This is a genomic window from Corynebacterium renale, assembly GCF_002563965.1.
GTDB lineage: Bacteria > Actinomycetota > Actinomycetes > Mycobacteriales > Mycobacteriaceae > Corynebacterium > Corynebacterium renale.
In genome coordinates, this window is record NZ_PDJF01000001.1 from 832,852 (window position 1) to 848,811 (window position 15,960).

Here is a 15,960-nt window from a genome sequence, read left to right on the forward strand (position 1 = left end):
TGCCTACAAACATTTACTCAAAAACGTTTAAGGATTCTTGTATGGCTAACCCATTTTCCAAGGGCTGGAAGTACCTCATGGCTTCGTTCGATCAGAAGATCGACGAAAACGCGGACCCAAAGGTCCAGATTGAGCAGGCAATTAACGCCGCGAAGGCGCAGCACCAGGAAATTACCGAGCACGCCGCAAACATCATCGGCCACCAGCGTCAGCTGGAGATGAAGATTGATCGTCTGCGCAAGGACCAGGAATTTCTGCAGACCCAGGCTCGCCAGGCCATCACCTTGGCTGACAAGGCCGCGGGCGAGGGCGACCAGGCGAAGGCCGACGAGTTCAATAACACCGCGGAGGTCTTTGCTACCCAGCTCGTTGCCGTGGAGCAGCAGCTCGAGGAAGCGAACACGATGCACCAGCAGGCCGCCGCCGCGACTGAGCAGGCGAAGGCGCAGCAGCGTGAGTCCGAGGCCCGCCTCAAGGAGCAGCTCGCCCAGATTGATCAGCTGCGTAACCAGGTTGACCAGGCGAAGATGCAGGAAAAGACCAACGAGGCTATGGGTGCGCTCACCGCACAGCAGGACGATTCCGTCCCGACTCTCGACGGCGTACGCGAGAAAATTGAGCGCCGCTACGCCAACGCACTTGGCGCGCAGGAACTGACCCAGAACTCCGTGGGTAGCCGCATGGATGAGATCGCAGCGTCGGGCCGCGACATTAAGGGTGCCGCACGCCTGGCAGAGATTCGTGCCCAGATGCAGGGCGACGCGCCCAAGGCCGTGGAGTCCGGGGACTCCGGCAAGGATGACGCGCCGATCTACCCCGAGGTCGAAGACACCAAGTAGTCCACACAACACAGCGCGCCCCGGGAAATTTTCCGGGGCGCGCTGTCGTCTTCGTGCGGGTTACTGTTCGCTGCGGCGAACCGTGATGAGTACGCTTCGAATACCGGCGTGGAAGCCGTCGCGCAGGTTAACGCGCTGGGATTCGCTTAAGGTGTATTCGTGCAGTGTCTCGCACGCGAACTGGAGAAGTGGGCGATCCACCTCGGGCGGGAGGCCACCGCCGGAGAGGAGGTGGGCTTGGTCGCGTTGGTCGGCGGAGGCGGCGTTGTCGTACCACCAGGCCGCGTATTGCTGGCCGACGTCGAAAGGCGTCTGGAAGCCAGCGGAAGCCCACACTTCGTTCGGTAGTGGCACGTAGCGGGAGCGGAGTTTGCGCTTGGGCGCCATCATCGAAGGTTTCGGTGCAGGGCGTGGGCCCTCTGGCGTGGATGTGTCTGCATCCTGGCCCTCGGCATCCCCGGCGTCGGCAGGTGCCGCGTCGTGCTGCGGCGTAGGAAGTTTGTCGCCGCCAGTCTGCGCGGCTTGGCGTTCTTCTTCGAGTTGGCGGTCGACCATCGACGTCGCCTGATTGTGCACCGCCTGTGTACCGCGAGCCACCTCGGCTGGGCTGGCGAACGCTTCCTGCGGATTGTGCTGTTCGCCGCCGGGCGTGATCGTCCCGCCTTGGGTGGTGGGGAAACCGGCGCCGGGGCGTGGGAGCGGGCAGTCTCCTGCGTCGGCCGCATCGCCAGCGGCAGGGTCGGCGGTGGCGGCGATTTCTTCGGTTGTGGGCGTTTCGGGCTGGGAAGCGTCGGAAAGCGTGCTTCCTGCAGCGGGGGCTGCCTGCGTCTTTTCCTCTGGAATTGGGGTGAGGCCGCCTTCCTCGGGCTCCTCGGTTTCGCCGAACGGGCGCGCCGGGATGACTGGTGGCAGTGGGCCCTCGAGGACTTCGAGCTGCATGGCGTCGGCGAAGTCTTCGCGCGGGTCGAGGATGGTGGTGCTGTCGCAGGCGTGGCGCAGTGCTGAGGACATGGAGTCCCAGCCGAAGCCGTAGAGGTGCACGCGGGCGCCGTGGTTGCAGGCTTCGTTGACGCCGGGGATCATGTCGGCGTCGCCGGAGACTAGGACCATGTCGGAGAACTGCTGGTTGACACCTGCGACGACCATGTCGGCAACAAGACGCGTATCGACGGCCTTCTGCGTGCGCCGCTCCCCCCACTCAATGAGCTGCCCGGCCCGCAGTTGCACACCGTTACACGTGCGCAGTGCTCGCTGGTAGCGGTGGGGGCCGGAATCGGGGATGCCGTCGTACCAATATTGGCGGTGAATCGGTTGGCCGAGGTGCTCTTCAATCATGCGCCCGAGCTGGGACACTACCTCCGGAAGGTCGATCTCTAATTGTGCGCGGGCACCGGTTTCCCACGAGTTGTAAAAGCTAGCGAGTAGATAAGAGGTGTCGACATAGACAATCGTGCGTTCAATCATGGCTCCTAAGTTCCTTCATTGACTATCTAAAAAAGTTTGCTCCTCCCAGCATGCCTTAAATAGGGGTGCTGCGTCGAGCGTATGCGTAAACAATGATAGGTTCATTAGTGAATTAACCAAGTAACCAACCACCGAAGGTTGCCCATGCAGACGCAAACGCCCTTGTTCCGTCAAGTCGCTCGCCTCCTTGAGGACGGCATCCTCGACGGCGAGTACACCCCCGGGTCCGCGGTCCCTTCCTCTATATGGCTGTCCTCATTTCACGGCATCAACCCCGCGACGGCCCGACGAGGCCTCAACGAACTCATCGCCCGCGGCATTCTCATTGCGCGTCGCGGCCAACCGGCGATTGTGGCCCCCGACGCCATCACAGCACTGGTCGCATCACGCAAGGAGGAATTGCCCGCGGCACTTGCCCCGCTTATCGACGAAGCAACGCGCGTAAACATGACCCAAGAAGAGCTCCTTGAACTCGTTTCACGAGTCGCCGAAAGTCGCGGTCTTTACGCAGTTCAGGGCTAGTTTTTGAAAGCGGTATAAAACCCGGATTTGCACTTTCTGTAACCCGTGTGTAACTTAATAGAAGTCAGCGCGACCGACAGCGCCCCACACTGCAGAGCAGTGAGGAGTGGCGAGAGGAAAACAAGCAGCTGACGAAATCAAATCTTATGGCCTTCAAGGTTATTAGCGCGAAAGCGGTAATACGTTGTTGTGTCATGGTTGTGTGAGAACTCAATAGTGTGCCAATGTACTTTTATTATTTTTGTTACTGGTTACATTGCGCCTGACACGTACTGGTTCGTATGACTGGTGGTGTTGGGGTGTGACTGGTCGAGTGTGTGGTGTGGGTTAACACCTGTGGCTCGTTAAATATGATCATGGTGTGCCTAACTATGTTTGACCACATTGGTTTCTTGTTCATGCACCCCCGTGTGTGGATAAGATTGGTGTGGTTGTTTTGCTAGTTTTTGTTTGTCAGGTTTTTCAGGCTTTCTTGCTTGAGGATTTTTTCTGATTGAATTTTTTCTTTTGTGGAGAGTTTGATCCTGGCTCAGGACGAACGCTGGCGGCGTGCTTAACACATGCAAGTCGAACGGAAAGGCCACTGCTTGCAGTGGTACTCGAGTGGCGAACGGGTGAGTAACACGTGGGTGATCTGCCCTGTACTTTGGGATAAGCCTGGGAAACTGGGTCTAATACCGGATAGGACCATCGTTTAGTGTCGGTGGTGGAAAGCTTTTGCGGTACGGGATGAGCTCGCGGCCTATCAGCTTGTTGGTGGGGTAATGGCCTACCAAGGCGTCGACGGGTAGCCGGCCTGAGAGGGTGGACGGCCACATTGGGACTGAGATACGGCCCAGACTCCTACGGGAGGCAGCAGTGGGGAATATTGCACAATGGGCGCAAGCCTGATGCAGCGACGCCGCGTGAGGGATGACGGCCTTCGGGTTGTAAACCTCTTTCGCTAGGGACGAAGCTTTTGTGACGGTACCTAGAGAAGAAGCACCGGCTAACTACGTGCCAGCAGCCGCGGTAATACGTAGGGTGCGAGCGTTGTCCGGATTTACTGGGCGTAAAGAGCTCGTAGGTGGTTTGTCGCGTCGTCTGTGAAATTCCGGGGCTTAACTCCGGGCGTGCAGGCGATACGGGCATAACTTGAGTACTGTAGGGGAGACTGGAATTCCTGGTGTAGCGGTGGAATGCGCAGATATCAGGAGGAACACCGATGGCGAAGGCAGGTCTCTGGGCAGTTACTGACACTGAGGAGCGAAAGCATGGGTAGCGAACAGGATTAGATACCCTGGTAGTCCATGCCGTAAACGGTGGGCGCTAGGTGTGAGACCCTTCCACGGGTTTTGTGCCGTAGCTAACGCATTAAGCGCCCCGCCTGGGGAGTACGGCCGCAAGGCTAAAACTCAAAGGAATTGACGGGGGCCCGCACAAGCGGCGGAGCATGTGGATTAATTCGATGCAACGCGAAGAACCTTACCTGGGTTTGACATACACCAGACCGGGCCAGAGATGGTCTTTCCCTTTGTGGTTGGTGTACAGGTGGTGCATGGTTGTCGTCAGCTCGTGTCGTGAGATGTTGGGTTAAGTCCCGTAACGAGCGCAACCCTTGTCTTATGTTGCCAGCACGTTGTGGTGGGGACTCATGAGAGACTGCCGGGGTTAACTCGGAGGAAGGTGGGGATGACGTCAAATCATCATGCCCCTTATGTCCAGGGCTTCACACATGCTACAATGGTCGGTACAACGCGTGTGCTACTTCGTGAGGAGATGCTAATCGCTGAAAGCCGGCCTTAGTTCGGATTGGGGTCTGCAACTCGACCCCATGAAGTCGGAGTCGCTAGTAATCGCAGATCAGCAACGCTGCGGTGAATACGTTCCCGGGCCTTGTACACACCGCCCGTCACGTCATGAAAGTTGGTAACACCCGAAGCCCATGGCCCAACCAGTTTTCTGGGGGGAGTGGTCGAAGGTGGGATCGGCGATTGGGACGAAGTCGTAACAAGGTAGCCGTACCGGAAGGTGCGGCTGGATCACCTCCTTTCTATGGAGTATTTTTTATTAATTGTTTTACTGGTGGATCACACCCCCTCTTGTGGTGCGTGTAACCATATGGTGGCAGGAATAAACGTTGGCATGCTGTTGGGTGTCTCATGCAACCCTTTGTGGTTGTGTGAAACATGTGCATCATAGGCTGGGATGACACACTGTTGGTTGTGTTGTTTTTGGTGTGTGGTGGTGTTGTGTGAGAACTGTATAGTGGACGCGAGCATCTTTATTTTTTGTGGCAAGTTGAATTGTAACTAGATACTAACCACAGTCTTTTGATGGTTGTGGTGGTGTTCTTGTGTGTTTGTTGTAAGGGCACACGGTGGATGCCTTGGTATGCTGAGCCGATGAAGGACGTGCAAGGCTGCGTTAAGCCTCGGGGAGTTGTCAATGGAGCGTTGATCCGAGGATGTCCGAATGGGGAAACCCGGCTACTGTTATTGGTGGTCACCCTTCCATGAATTCATAGTGGTTGTGGGGGTTACGTAGGGAAGTGAAACATCTCAGTACCTACAGGAGAAGAAAATAATATATGATTCCGTGTGTAGTGGCGAGCGATAGCGGATGATGGCTAAACTTTATGCGTGTGATACCTGGCAGGGGTTGCGTGTAGGGGGTTGTGGGAGATAATTGTTGTGGGTTCTGCCAGACCCACCCGCATGTCATATGACGCAAGTGGAACTGGTTTGGGATGGCCGACCGTAGTAGGTGAGAGTCCTGTACATGAATGTGTTGTGTGGTGTGGTGATTGTGTTCCCGAGTAGCAGCGGGTTCGTGGAGTCTGCTGTGAATCTGCCGGGACCACCCGGTAAGCCTGAATACTCAGTGTGACCGATAGCGGATAGTACCGTGAGGGAATGGTGAAAAGTACCCCGGGAGGGGAGTGAAATAGTACCTGAAACCGTGTGCTTACAATCCGTCAGAGCCCCGTATGTGGGTGATGGCGTGCCTTTTGAAGAATGAGCCTGCGAGTCAGCGGCATGTCGCGAGGTTAACCCGTTGTGGGGTAGTCGTAGCGAAAGCGAATCCTAATTAAGGGTGTTGTGTAGTGGCATGTCCTGGACCCGAAGCGGAGTGATCTACCCATGGCCAGTGTGAAGCAATTGTAAGAGGTTGTGGAGGCGCGAACCCACTTAGGTTGAAAACTGAGGGGATGAGTTGTGGGTAGGGGTGAAAGGCTAATCAAACTCCGTGATAGCTGGTTCTCCCCGAAATGCATTTAGGTGCAGCGTCACATGTTAGCTTGCCGGAGGTAGAGCTACTGGTTGGTTGAGCGGGACTATCATCTTAGCAATGTCAGCCAAACTCCGAATGCCGGTGAAGTGTTGTGTGGCAGTGAGACTGCGGGGGATAAGCTCCGTCGAGTCGAGAGGGAAACAGCCCAGATCGTTGGTTAAGGCCCCTAAGGGTGTGCTAAGTGGAAAAGGATGTGGGATCGCGAAGACAGCCAGGAGGTTGGCTTAGAAGCAGCCATCCTTGAAAGAGTGCGTAATAGCTCACTGGTCGAGTGGTTCTGCGCCGACAATGTAGTGGGGCTGAAGCATACCGCCGAAACCGCGGCATAATTTTTTGATTATGGGTAGGGGAGCGTCGTGCATGGGGTGAAGCCATACTGTAAGGAGTGGTGGACTGTGTGCGAGTGAGAATGCAGGCATGAGTAACGATTAACATGTGAGAATCATGTTCGCCGGATGACTAAGGGTTCCTGGGTCAAGTTCGTCTTCCCAGGGTGAGTCGGGGCCTAAGGCGAGGCCGACAGGCGTAGTCGATGGTTAACGGGTTGATATTCCCGTACCCGATAATGTGCGCCCAGTGACGAGGCTGATGATACTAACCTCCCACATGCTGTCAGCGCATACTTTGTGTGTGTTGGTGGTGTGTGGTTGGGACCTGAGTTGGTAGTAGTCAAGTGATGGGGTGACGCAGTGAGGTAGTCACGCCCCCGGTTGGTGTGGGGTGTAAGCGTGTGGCCCGCAGGGTAGGTAAATCCGTCCTGTATTGTGGGTGAGGCGTGATGCGTAGACCATTTTTTGGTTGATGGTGATGATCCTGTACTGTCGAGAAAAGCCTCTAGCGAGTGCATTATCGGCCCGTACCCTAAACCGACACAGGTGGTCAGGTAGAGAATACTAAGGCGTTCGGGTGAACTGTGGTTAAGGAATTCGGCAAAATGCCCCCGTAACTTCGGGAGAAGGGGGACCACTGCTGGTGGAATGGTCTTGCACTGTTTTTGCTGGTGGTGGTCGCAGAGGATAGAGGGAAGCGACTGTTTACTAAAAACACAGGTCCGTGCGAAGACGGTTAAGTTGATGTATACGGACTGACGCCTGCCCGGTGCTGGAAGGTTAAGAGGACCTGTTAGATCACTTTGTGGTCGAAGCGGAGAATTTAAGCCCCAGTAAACGGCGGTGGTAACTATAACCATCCTAAGGTAGCGAAATTCCTTGTCGGGTAAGTTCCGACCTGCACGAATGGCGTAACGACTTCCCTGCTGTCTCAACCACAGGCCCGGTGAAATTGCAGTACGAGTAAAGATGCTCGTTACGCGCGGCAGGACGAAAAGACCCCGGGACCTTCACTATAGCTTGGTATTGGTGTTTGGTTCGGTTTGTGTAGGATAGGTGGGAGACGTTGATGCAGCATCGCTAGGTGTTGTGGAGTCGTTGGTGAAATACCACTCTGATCGGACTGGGCATCTAACCTTGGCCCATGATCTGGGTTGGGGACAGTGCCTGGTGGGTAGTTTAACTGGGGCGGTTGCCTCCTAAATGGTAACGGAGGCGCCCAAAGGTTCCCTCAGCTTGGTTGGTAATCAGGTGTTGAGTGTAAGTGTATAAGGGAGCTTGACTGTGAGAGTGACGGCTCGAGCAGGGACGAAAGTCGGGACTAGTGATCCGGCACCTACTTGTGGATGTGGTGTCGCTCAACGGATAAAAGGTACCCCGGGGATAACAGGCTGATCTTCCCCAAGAGTCCATATCGACGGGATGGTTTGGCACCTCGATGTCGGCTCGTCGCATCCTGGGGCTGGAGTAGGTCCCAAGGGTTGGGCTGTTCGCCCATTAAAGCGGCACGCGAGCTGGGTTTAGAACGTCGTGAGACAGTTCGGTCTCTATCCGCCGCGCGCGTAGAAACTTGTGGAAGGCTGACCCTAGTACGAGAGGACCGGGTTGGACGTACCTCTGGTGTGCCAGTTGTTCCGCCAGGAGCAGGGCTGGTTGGCTACGTACGGGAGGGATAACCGCTGAAAGCATCTAAGCGGGAAGCCTGTTTCGAGATGAGGTTTCTTTTGAGGTTCCCTAGAGATGATGGGGTTGATAGGCCAGGGCTGGAAGGCATGTAAGTGTTGGAGGTGACTGGTACTAATTGGCCGAACGTAACACACAAGTAAGTTTGTAACGAGCCCAAAGATTTGTTGGGTGTTTGCGTCCACTGTGCAGTGTTTGACACAACACGTGGTGTTGTGGGCATGGTCCCTTTCGGGGTTGTGTTTATTGAGTGTGTTGGTGGTTATTGTGGCAGGGGTACGCCCGGTCCCTTTTCGAACCCGGTAGCTAAGCCTGTTAATCGCTGATGGTACTGCATGCGGGAGCGTGTGGGAGAGTAGGTCGCCGCCAACACTAAAAATTACATACAAGAAAAAGGGTGGTTACATCACGTCACGTGGTGTAACCACCCTTTTATCGCGTCCACTACAGTTGCAGAGAGACCGCCTAGTCTCATGCTCTAAGTCTTCGATCTGACGGAATGCGTTGGGTCCCCGTCCTTACCGGACGGGGACCCTTTTTCGTTTGGCAGTCTATTTCACCGCATACAAGATGTGATCGGCGCCGTGCTGCCAACAACAACCAGAAGACCTGAAATCGGCTGCCATTTCATGGAACTGGCTTATCGTTGGTGGTTTCGCCGGTTGCCGGTCGCCGTACACGGCCTCACGCTGCTGCAGAAGTTCCGCGAACTCGGGAACCGCAGCAAGCTCTTCCCACCACGCTTCCCAACTCTGGTTGCCGGAAACGCCGGCACGCTCGGCTGCTTTCTCTTCGAGTGCGATCCCAATGCCGTCGAGAGTGATGGCTCGCTCTGCACCCTCAGCGCGTGCCTCGGCGGCAGGTCGGTGGTAGAAGTGGTCTCCATCGATAAACACACCGCCGGAAGCCAGGACCTCGCGGCATCGGCCCACCACCTGTGCGAACCCCTCAGCGTCCAACCAGTGCAGTGCGGTCGTCGATACGAAAGCATCGGGCGTGGCGTCAATGCCCGCTTGCTCCCACCAGTCTGGCGCATTCAGGTCTACGTTCCGGACGTCGTAGTCCATGGCCCGCGACATTTCCAGCAGTACTGGGTCTTTGTCCAGCCCGATAATTGTCGCGTCAGGGATTCGCTCCTGTAGGTGCCGGGTCAATGAACCGGGACCCACACCCAGATCCACAATCACTGGGTTGAGCTTATCGATGCACACCTCAATCAGATCAGCGATGACCTCAAACCGTTCGCGGCGGTTGGGAATGTATTTGGTTTGCTGGTCGTCCCACCGCTGTAGCCAGTCGGTCGCTAGTTCACGGCTGATCATTTGTGGGCCTCCTTTAGGGCATCGGCGACGAGTGGCAGCACTTCGACGGAGCGAGCGCTTGGGTCGAGGGCAGCGCCAGGAACGACGATGTAGTTTCCTTCCCGGACGGCCTTCATGTTGCGGGTGGCGGGGTTATTCTCCAGCATCTCAATCTTGCTTTCAGGGGAGTCGCCCGGGCCGCCGCGTGTGGAGAGGTCGCCGAGGACAATCCAGTCGGGGTCAAGTGATGCGAATTTTTCCCAACCCGGCGAGAATCGTTGGTCTTCGACATCGGCGAACACGTTCTTTTGTCCCAGCTGGTCCGTGACTGCCTGGAAGGTGGACATGTTGCCGTCGGAGTAAATCTCACCTTCGTAGATGGAGTAGATGGTTGCCATCGTAACCGGCTCGAGGCCGTCGATCTTGTCCTTGTTCTCGGCGATAACTGCGCGTTGCTTCTCGATCAGCTTGTCTGCGGCCTCTGGCTTTCCGAAGATCTGGCCTAGCTCCTTGTAGTCCTGCTCCAACATGTCGAAAGCGGGCTTGCCCTTGTTGCAGTCAGTGTTCGAGACGAACGTGACGATGCCCTTTTCTGCGAGCTCCTCGCGCGTGCCCGCGTATTGGCCGGTGAAGTAGCTAGCGCGGTCCGAGATCGCGGCGTCAGCGTCGGCGCCCATGACCTGTTCGATGGTTGGCACGCCATCGGCGAGGACCGGGATGGAATCGAATGCGGCTTGGTTGTGTTCGAGGACGGGGGTTCGCAGATCAGAGGTACCAACCATCTGGTCTTCGAGTCCCATTTCTAGCAGTGTCTCGGTGGCGCCTTGGCGCAGCGTGACGGCGCGTTGCGCGGGGCCTTCCAGTTCCATGGTGAAGCCGCAGTTCGTGATGGTCTGCTTGTCGCCGGATGCTTCCGTGGACGCGGTTGTGTCGGATTGGCTGCAGGCTGCCAGGCTTAGGGCTGGAATGACTGCAGCAGTGAGAAGTACATGTTTAATACCCATACCTACAAATCTAACACTCAATTGAATAAATAGGTATGGGGGTAGGCGTCCACTGCGCCTCCACTACGCGTCCAGCCACGCCGGCACGCTAAACTGCCGGTCCTCGCCGTTCAAGGGATCGACGAATCGCAGACCGGTAGAAGTAAGGTGCATGGGCACCGCCCAATCTTCAGCATCCTCGGGCATGACCTCCGGATACGCCATATCGCCCAAGATGGGATGCCCGATTGCCATCATGTTCAGGCGTAACTGGTGCGTCTTTCCGGTCAGTGGGCGCAAGCGATACCTAGCTTGCGGCGCCAAGGGCCCGTGCAAGGCTTCGAGTCTCGCTTGCTCCCCGTCTGAGACTGGGGTTACCGAGACGAGGTCGGTCACAGCATTCGGTTCACCCTCGACGATGCGGCCCTGGATTTCGCCAGGTTCTTTCTCTATCCGGCACTCCCAGCGAGCGGGAACAACCAGCGGATCGTAATCGGCGATTGCCGTGTACTCCTTGAACACCTGCCGCTCGGCGAAGAGCTTTTGGTATGCCCCGCGCACGTCCGGGGTCTTGGTGAATAACAAAAGTCCCGAGGTTTGGCGGTCGAGGCGGTGGGCTGGTACGAGTTCAGAAATGCCGGTCGAGCGGCGTAAACGTACCGTCGCGGTTTCTGTGATGTGGCGTCCGCGGGGCATCGTAGCAAGAAATGGGGGCTTGTTGACCACCAGGATGGCGTCGTCCTCGTACACCGTCGCAATGGGATAAGGAACCGTAACCTCGGGGGCGGGGACGCGGTAGAACCACACGTCCTCGTTCCCGCGGAGCACGTCCCCGGGGCGGTAGGGTTCGCCGGCGGAGTTCACGACCAATTCTTCGGCGAAGCGTGTGGCGATGGCGTGGTCGTCGTCAAGCAGGTGACGGTGATGCTGCGATCCCACCAAGTGCTGTACAAACGCGAGCGCGGTCATGGGCTCCGCGCCGGCGGGGAAGCGGACGCGGGACGGGTTGAGGCCGTCGCGGATGGGCAGGGGTGGCGGGAGTTTGCGCCGACGCTTCCGTTTTCCCGGGTTCGGCGCTACGCTATCAACCATGGATTTTAATGCCCTTCTGGAACCAGTGATTCAGTTCTTCTCCACCGGGATCGGTGAGATCATTGCCAATATTGCGAAGGTGTTCTACGCAGTGTTGTTCCCAGCGAACGCTGACGCCGCTTCCACCATCGTAGACGCCGCCACGAACGCGCAGTAAACCAGCGCACTGCATAATTTCCCCCTCGCGACATGCCAGAAAAGGCTGTGGCGTGGGGGTATTTCTCTATCTTTTGGCGGATTCGGCGGGTACACTGGTAGGTGCTTGGAACAACAATCTGTAGAAAGGCCAACATATGTCATACGAAGGCAATATTGTTGTAGCTGTTGATGGTTCGGATGCTTCGCGTACCGCTGTGAAGTGGGCAGCAAACACCGCCAACAAGCGTGGTGTCCCGCTGCGCCTGGCGTCCAGCTACGTTATGCCGCAGTACCTGTATGCAGAGGGCATGGTCCCGCCGCAGGAGCTTTTCGACGAACTCCAGTCCGAAACCCTGGAAAAGATTGAGGATGCGCGCACGATTGCCCTCGAGGTCGCTCCGGACATCAAGATTGGCCACACCATCGCTGAGGGCTCCCCGATCGACATGCTTCTGGAAATGTCTAAGGAAGCAACCATGGTGGTCATGGGTTCGCGTGGTCTCGGCGGGCTGTCCGGCATGGTTCTTGGTTCGGTTTCTGCCGCAGTTGTTTCCCACGCTTACTGCCCGGTCGTTGTTGTCCGTGAAGATAACCCGGTCAACGAGAACACCAAGTACGGCCCGGTAGTTATCGGTGTTGACGGCTCTGAGGTTTTCCAGAAGGCCACCGAGTACGCCTTCGCCGAGGCGAACGCTCGTGGCGCTGAGCTGGTGGCCGTGCACACCTGGATGGATATGCAGGTCCAGGCATCGCTTGCCGGTCTCGCCGCAGCGCAGGCCCAGTGGGAGGAAGTCGAGCAGGAGCAGAAGGCGCTTCTCGACGAGCGACTGGCACCGTTGGTAGAGAAGTACCCCAACGTGGAGGTCAAGAAGGTTATTACCCGTGACCGTCCAGTCCGCGCCCTGACCGATGTTGCCGAAGGCGCGCAGCTTCTGGTCGTCGGCTCTCACGGCCGTGGCGGTTTCAAGGGCATGCTCCTTGGTTCCACATCGCGCGCACTGCTTCAGGCGGCACCGTGCCCGATGATGGTCGTTCGTCCCGACCACATCTAAAGGTGTGACCTAGTTAATATTGGTCTCAAACCCACCACTTTTTGATGACATTTCATCATATAAGTGGTGGGTATTTTTATGCACGCCTACAATGGGGACCACAGCATATATGAGATATCTAATATGTTGACCCGTTACTAAAACTAGGAGGAAAAACATGCTCGGACTCAGCTTCATTGGTTGGATCATTATCGGTGGCCTTGCAGGCTGGATCGCTTCGAAGATTAAGGGCAAGGATGCCTCCATGGGCGTCGGCCTGAACATTATTGTCGGCGTCGTCGGTGGCCTCATCGGTGGCTGGCTACTTGGCCTCTTTGGCGTTGACGTCGCTGGCGGTGGTTGGATCTTTAGTTTCATCACCTGCCTCTTGGGCGCAGTTATCCTGCTGTCCATCGTGAACGCAGTGAAGAAATAACCCGCCTTCATCTAGACAACCCGGTCCAGTTTTCGCGAACTGAACCGGGTTGTCTAGTATTAGGGGTAGTTGCAAAACGGGTGTATTGCCAGCACCCTTACCCCCACAAGGAACTGGAGGCATGGTGGCTCAGAAGCCGGCAAAGAAGTCCACGACGAAAAAGGCGAGCGGTAGTCGCCGCGCCACCCGCCCGAGCCCGCGCCACCGCCTCCTCGAATCCGCAACCAAACTCTTCACCAGCGAAGGCATCCGCGTGATCGGCATTGACCGCATCTTGCGTGAGGCGGACGTCGCAAAGGCGTCCCTGTACTCGCTGTTCGGGTCGAAGGACGCGCTCGTCGTCGCCTACCTGGAGAACTTGGACGAGCAGTGGCGCGAGGAATGGCACCGCCGCACCGAGGAACTGACAGACCCGGAGGCGAAGATTCTGGTCTTCTTCGACATGTGCCGCGACGAACTGGAAAAAGATTCCTTCCGCGGTTCGCACTTCCAGAACGCCGCCAGCGAATACCCGCGCCCCGAAACCGAGAGCGAAGAAGCTATCCTCGCGGCCGTGATGACGCACCGGAAGTGGTGCCACTCCACGCTCACCGAACTGCTGAACCAGAAGAACGGCTACCCCAGTGCGACGCAGGCGAACCAGCTGCTCATCTTCCTCGACGGCGGCATCGCGGGCTCTCGGCTGACGCGCACTACCGAGCCGCTGGTGACGGCGAAGGATTTGGCACGCCAACTGCTGTCCGCCCCGCCGGCGGACTACTCCATCTGATTTTTCTGCTGTTCACGCAACTGAGCCTGGGCCTTCGCCCGGGCTTTCTTTCGTTGCGCGGCCGCCGCCTTCTCTTCCCGCTTCGCGGTGGCGCGCTCGGCCTTGTCGCGGGCGAGCGCTTCCCGGTTCGACGCCTTGAACGAGGCTAAACGACGCCTACGCACCCACCACTTATGCGCCCGGCGCTCACGCACCGAGTCCTTGAATGCGGCGCGACGTTGCGCGCTGTGGGCGCGGTATTCGTCGCTGAGCGGGTACCTGATGTTGAGCAGGAGGTGGAGGACGGCGGTTTGGCCGAACGTCCACAAGTTGTTGGCGAACCAGTACAAGAGCACCGCAATGGGGACGGGACCGTTCCAACCCGCCGACGCCAACATGAAGGGCGTGGCTATGGACATGGCGACGAGGAAGTAGAAGAGCCCGCGGCCCACCCGGGAATCCCAGTCCAGGGACTGGCGGTTGCGCCACGTGGACAACGCCATATTGAAGGTGGTCGCCAGGATTACAAGTAGGAGGAGGACCTGGGTGAGCGCGGTGACGTCCGCGGTGTTTGTGCCGAGGGCGGCGAGGTCGGAGTCGGGCATGCGTCGATAAGCGGCAAGGGGGATGCCGGCAAACGTGGAAGACAGGAAGCTCGTGATGTCCGCGTGGTCGAGGACGCCGATGGGTGGGTGGTAGTCGGCGCCAAAACCCTCCTCGGGGCGCGCCATCGACAGGACCACCCGGTACAACCCCAAAAAGGCGGGGAACTGCACGAATACCGTCAGACAGCCGGCCAGGGGTTTGTGGTTATAGCGTTCCTTGAGCTCCTTCTTCGCGTCCGCGACCGCGGCGAGCTCCTCCGGGGTCGTCGCGTGCTTATCGCGCTCCTCCAGGGCTTTGTGCTCCGGGCGCATGAGCATGGAAATCCGGCCCGACTTGAACTGGATCCAAAACAGTGGGGCGATGAAAGAGCGGATCGTGACCACCAGCCCGAACAGTGCAAGCACCCACGCCGTATCCTGCGACAGGCCCAACACGTTGTGCAGGAGGAGGTGCCACAGCTTCATCACTGCAGACACGGGGTAGGCGAAGAGATCAAGCACGGGAGGCCTCCACGGTCGGTGTCACACGTTCATCCCGATGGTAGTGTGTGTTCCCAGTATTCAAGAAAAGGTGGTGCCCGGTGCCGCAGACATCAACGCGCGAGCGCAAGGACGCCCCGCGAGTAACCTTCACGCAGGTCGTCGGTGAAATTTTCGTGACCGTCGGCGTGCTGGTTCTCCTGTTTGCGTTCTACGAATCCTTCTGGACCAACCTCGAAGCCGGCCGCAAACAAGAAGTGGCCAACGCCCAACTCGAGGACACCTGGGAAAACCGGCGCGGCCAAGGCACCCCGGAGCTGGGCAACGCGTTCGCCCGCCTCTACATCCCGCACTTCGGTTCGGACTTTCACTTCGCCATCGTCGAGGGCACGAATGAGGAACAGCTGCTCGCCGGGCCAGGGCATTACCCCGAAACCCAAGGTGCCGGCCAGGCCGGGAACTTTGCGCTCGCCGGGCACCGCGTGGGCAAGGGCGCGCCGTTTAATGACTTAGGCGCGCTGAAGACGTGCGATGCGTTGGTCGTCGAGACGCAAACCACGTGGGAAATCTACCGCGTCCTGCCCACCCCCGGCAGCGGGGACCTGTCCTGCTTCAGCCCCGACCAGCAGGTCCGCATCACCGGCGGCGACTACGCGCATGTGCAGGGACGCTACATCACCACGCCTAGCGACGTCGCCGTCATCGACCCCCTGCCCCACACCGAAGCGGCACCCGAGGGCCTGGAGGCGCTGATCACCCTGACCACGTGCCACCCGCAATTCTCCAACGCGGAACGCATGATCGTGCACGGCATGCTTACCGAATCCCTACCCAAAGAGCCCGGCGTCGTGCCCACCGTTCTAGGAGGTAAGAATGTATAGCTGGCTGTGGCGTCACCTCCCCGGCCCGACGCTGGTGAAAATACTGATCGTGCTGGCGGCCCTGGTGGCGATATTTTTCCTGCTCATGGAAGTGGTCTACCCGTGGGTGTCCACGCAGATGCCGTACACGGATGTGGCGGTGAACTAACCGGCTA

General features: G+C 57.9%; 13 protein-coding genes and 3 rRNA genes. 11 read left to right on the forward strand and 5 right to left on the reverse strand.

Annotated elements, in window-relative coordinates:
* The first annotated feature begins 41 nt into the window (after positions 1–41).
* On the forward strand, positions 42–839 hold the full coding sequence (locus ATK06_RS03985) for a PspA/IM30 family protein (RefSeq protein ID WP_098388879.1): 798 nt from the start codon (positions 42–44) through the stop codon (positions 837–839).
* A 60-nt stretch (positions 840–899) separates the two neighbouring features.
* Here the strand turns inward: ATK06_RS03985 and ATK06_RS03990 are convergent, their stop codons facing one another.
* On the reverse strand, positions 900–2,303 hold the full coding sequence (locus tag ATK06_RS03990) for an NYN domain-containing protein (RefSeq protein WP_048381791.1): 1,404 nt from the start codon (positions 2,301–2,303) through the stop codon (positions 900–902).
* Between the two features lie 144 nt (positions 2,304–2,447).
* On the opposite strand from ATK06_RS03990, the gene ATK06_RS03995 reads away from it, so the two are divergent.
* The 4 genes from ATK06_RS03995 to rrf all read left to right on the forward strand — a co-directional run bounded on the left by ATK06_RS03995 (position 2,448) and on the right by rrf (position 8,482).
* Positions 2,448–2,825, forward strand: coding sequence for a GntR family transcriptional regulator (locus ATK06_RS03995; RefSeq protein WP_048381790.1), 378 nt, complete (start codon positions 2,448–2,450; stop codon positions 2,823–2,825).
* A gap of 506 nt (positions 2,826–3,331) precedes the next feature.
* A 16S ribosomal RNA gene (locus ATK06_RS04000) occupies positions 3,332–4,857 on the forward strand.
* 303 nt (positions 4,858–5,160) lie between these two features.
* Positions 5,161–8,249: ribosomal RNA gene (locus tag ATK06_RS04005) — 23S ribosomal RNA — on the forward strand.
* 115 nt (positions 8,250–8,364) lie between these two features.
* Positions 8,365–8,482 (forward strand): 5S ribosomal RNA (gene rrf / locus ATK06_RS04010).
* The 16S, 23S and 5S rRNA genes sit together here, the layout of an rRNA operon.
* Positions 8,483–8,661: 179 nt before the next feature.
* Here rrf and ATK06_RS04015 read toward each other — a convergent pair.
* The 3 genes from ATK06_RS04015 to ATK06_RS04025 all read right to left on the reverse strand — a co-directional run bounded on the left by ATK06_RS04015 (position 8,662) and on the right by ATK06_RS04025 (position 11,486).
* The gene (locus ATK06_RS04015) at positions 8,662–9,432 is read right to left on the reverse strand and encodes a class I SAM-dependent methyltransferase (RefSeq protein WP_048381126.1); all 771 of its coding nucleotides are present in this window, start codon (positions 9,430–9,432) and stop codon (positions 8,662–8,664) included.
* Complete coding sequence (locus tag ATK06_RS04020) at positions 9,429–10,415, reverse strand: ABC transporter substrate-binding protein (RefSeq protein WP_048381128.1); 987 nt, start codon at positions 10,413–10,415, stop codon at positions 9,429–9,431. Before ATK06_RS04020 ends, ATK06_RS04015 begins: the two co-directional genes overlap by 4 nt.
* Before the next feature lie 63 nt (positions 10,416–10,478).
* On the reverse strand, positions 10,479–11,486 hold the full coding sequence (locus ATK06_RS04025; protein ID WP_098388880.1) for a pseudouridine synthase: 1,008 nt from the start codon (positions 11,484–11,486) through the stop codon (positions 10,479–10,481).
* On the opposite strand from ATK06_RS04025, the gene ATK06_RS11200 reads away from it, so the two are divergent.
* The 4 genes from ATK06_RS11200 to ATK06_RS04040 all read left to right on the forward strand — a co-directional run bounded on the left by ATK06_RS11200 (position 11,485) and on the right by ATK06_RS04040 (position 13,860).
* Positions 11,485–11,643, forward strand: coding sequence for a hypothetical protein (locus ATK06_RS11200; RefSeq protein WP_169916240.1), 159 nt, complete (start codon positions 11,485–11,487; stop codon positions 11,641–11,643). The two genes, ATK06_RS04025 and ATK06_RS11200, sit on opposite strands and share 2 nt — an antisense overlap.
* A gap of 136 nt (positions 11,644–11,779) precedes the next feature.
* Positions 11,780–12,676, forward strand: coding sequence for a universal stress protein (locus tag ATK06_RS04030; RefSeq protein WP_048381130.1), 897 nt, complete (start codon positions 11,780–11,782; stop codon positions 12,674–12,676).
* A 157-nt stretch (positions 12,677–12,833) separates the two neighbouring features.
* Positions 12,834–13,091 (forward strand): GlsB/YeaQ/YmgE family stress response membrane protein, encoded by a 258-nt coding sequence (locus ATK06_RS04035; RefSeq protein ID WP_048381132.1) that lies wholly within the window; start codon positions 12,834–12,836, stop codon positions 13,089–13,091.
* Between the two features lie 121 nt (positions 13,092–13,212).
* Positions 13,213–13,860: a TetR/AcrR family transcriptional regulator gene (locus tag ATK06_RS04040; RefSeq protein WP_098388881.1), complete on the forward strand. Its 648-nt coding sequence runs from the start codon at positions 13,213–13,215 to the stop codon at positions 13,858–13,860.
* Here ATK06_RS04040 and yidC read toward each other — a convergent pair.
* Positions 13,848–14,945: a membrane protein insertase YidC gene (gene yidC, locus ATK06_RS04045; protein WP_048381134.1), complete on the reverse strand. Its 1,098-nt coding sequence runs from the start codon at positions 14,943–14,945 to the stop codon at positions 13,848–13,850. The two genes, ATK06_RS04040 and yidC, sit on opposite strands and share 13 nt — an antisense overlap.
* An 80-nt stretch (positions 14,946–15,025) precedes the next feature.
* On the opposite strand from yidC, the gene ATK06_RS04050 reads away from it, so the two are divergent.
* Both ATK06_RS04050 and ATK06_RS11205 read left to right on the forward strand, forming a co-directional pair.
* A complete protein-coding gene (locus ATK06_RS04050) occupies positions 15,026–15,805 on the forward strand; it encodes a class E sortase (RefSeq protein WP_048381136.1) in 780 nt (259 codons plus the stop codon).
* Positions 15,798–15,953, forward strand: coding sequence for a hypothetical protein (locus ATK06_RS11205; RefSeq protein ID WP_048381138.1), 156 nt, complete (start codon positions 15,798–15,800; stop codon positions 15,951–15,953). The genes ATK06_RS04050 and ATK06_RS11205 overlap by 8 nt, the downstream gene beginning before the upstream one ends.
* Positions 15,954–15,960 lie beyond the last annotated feature (7 nt).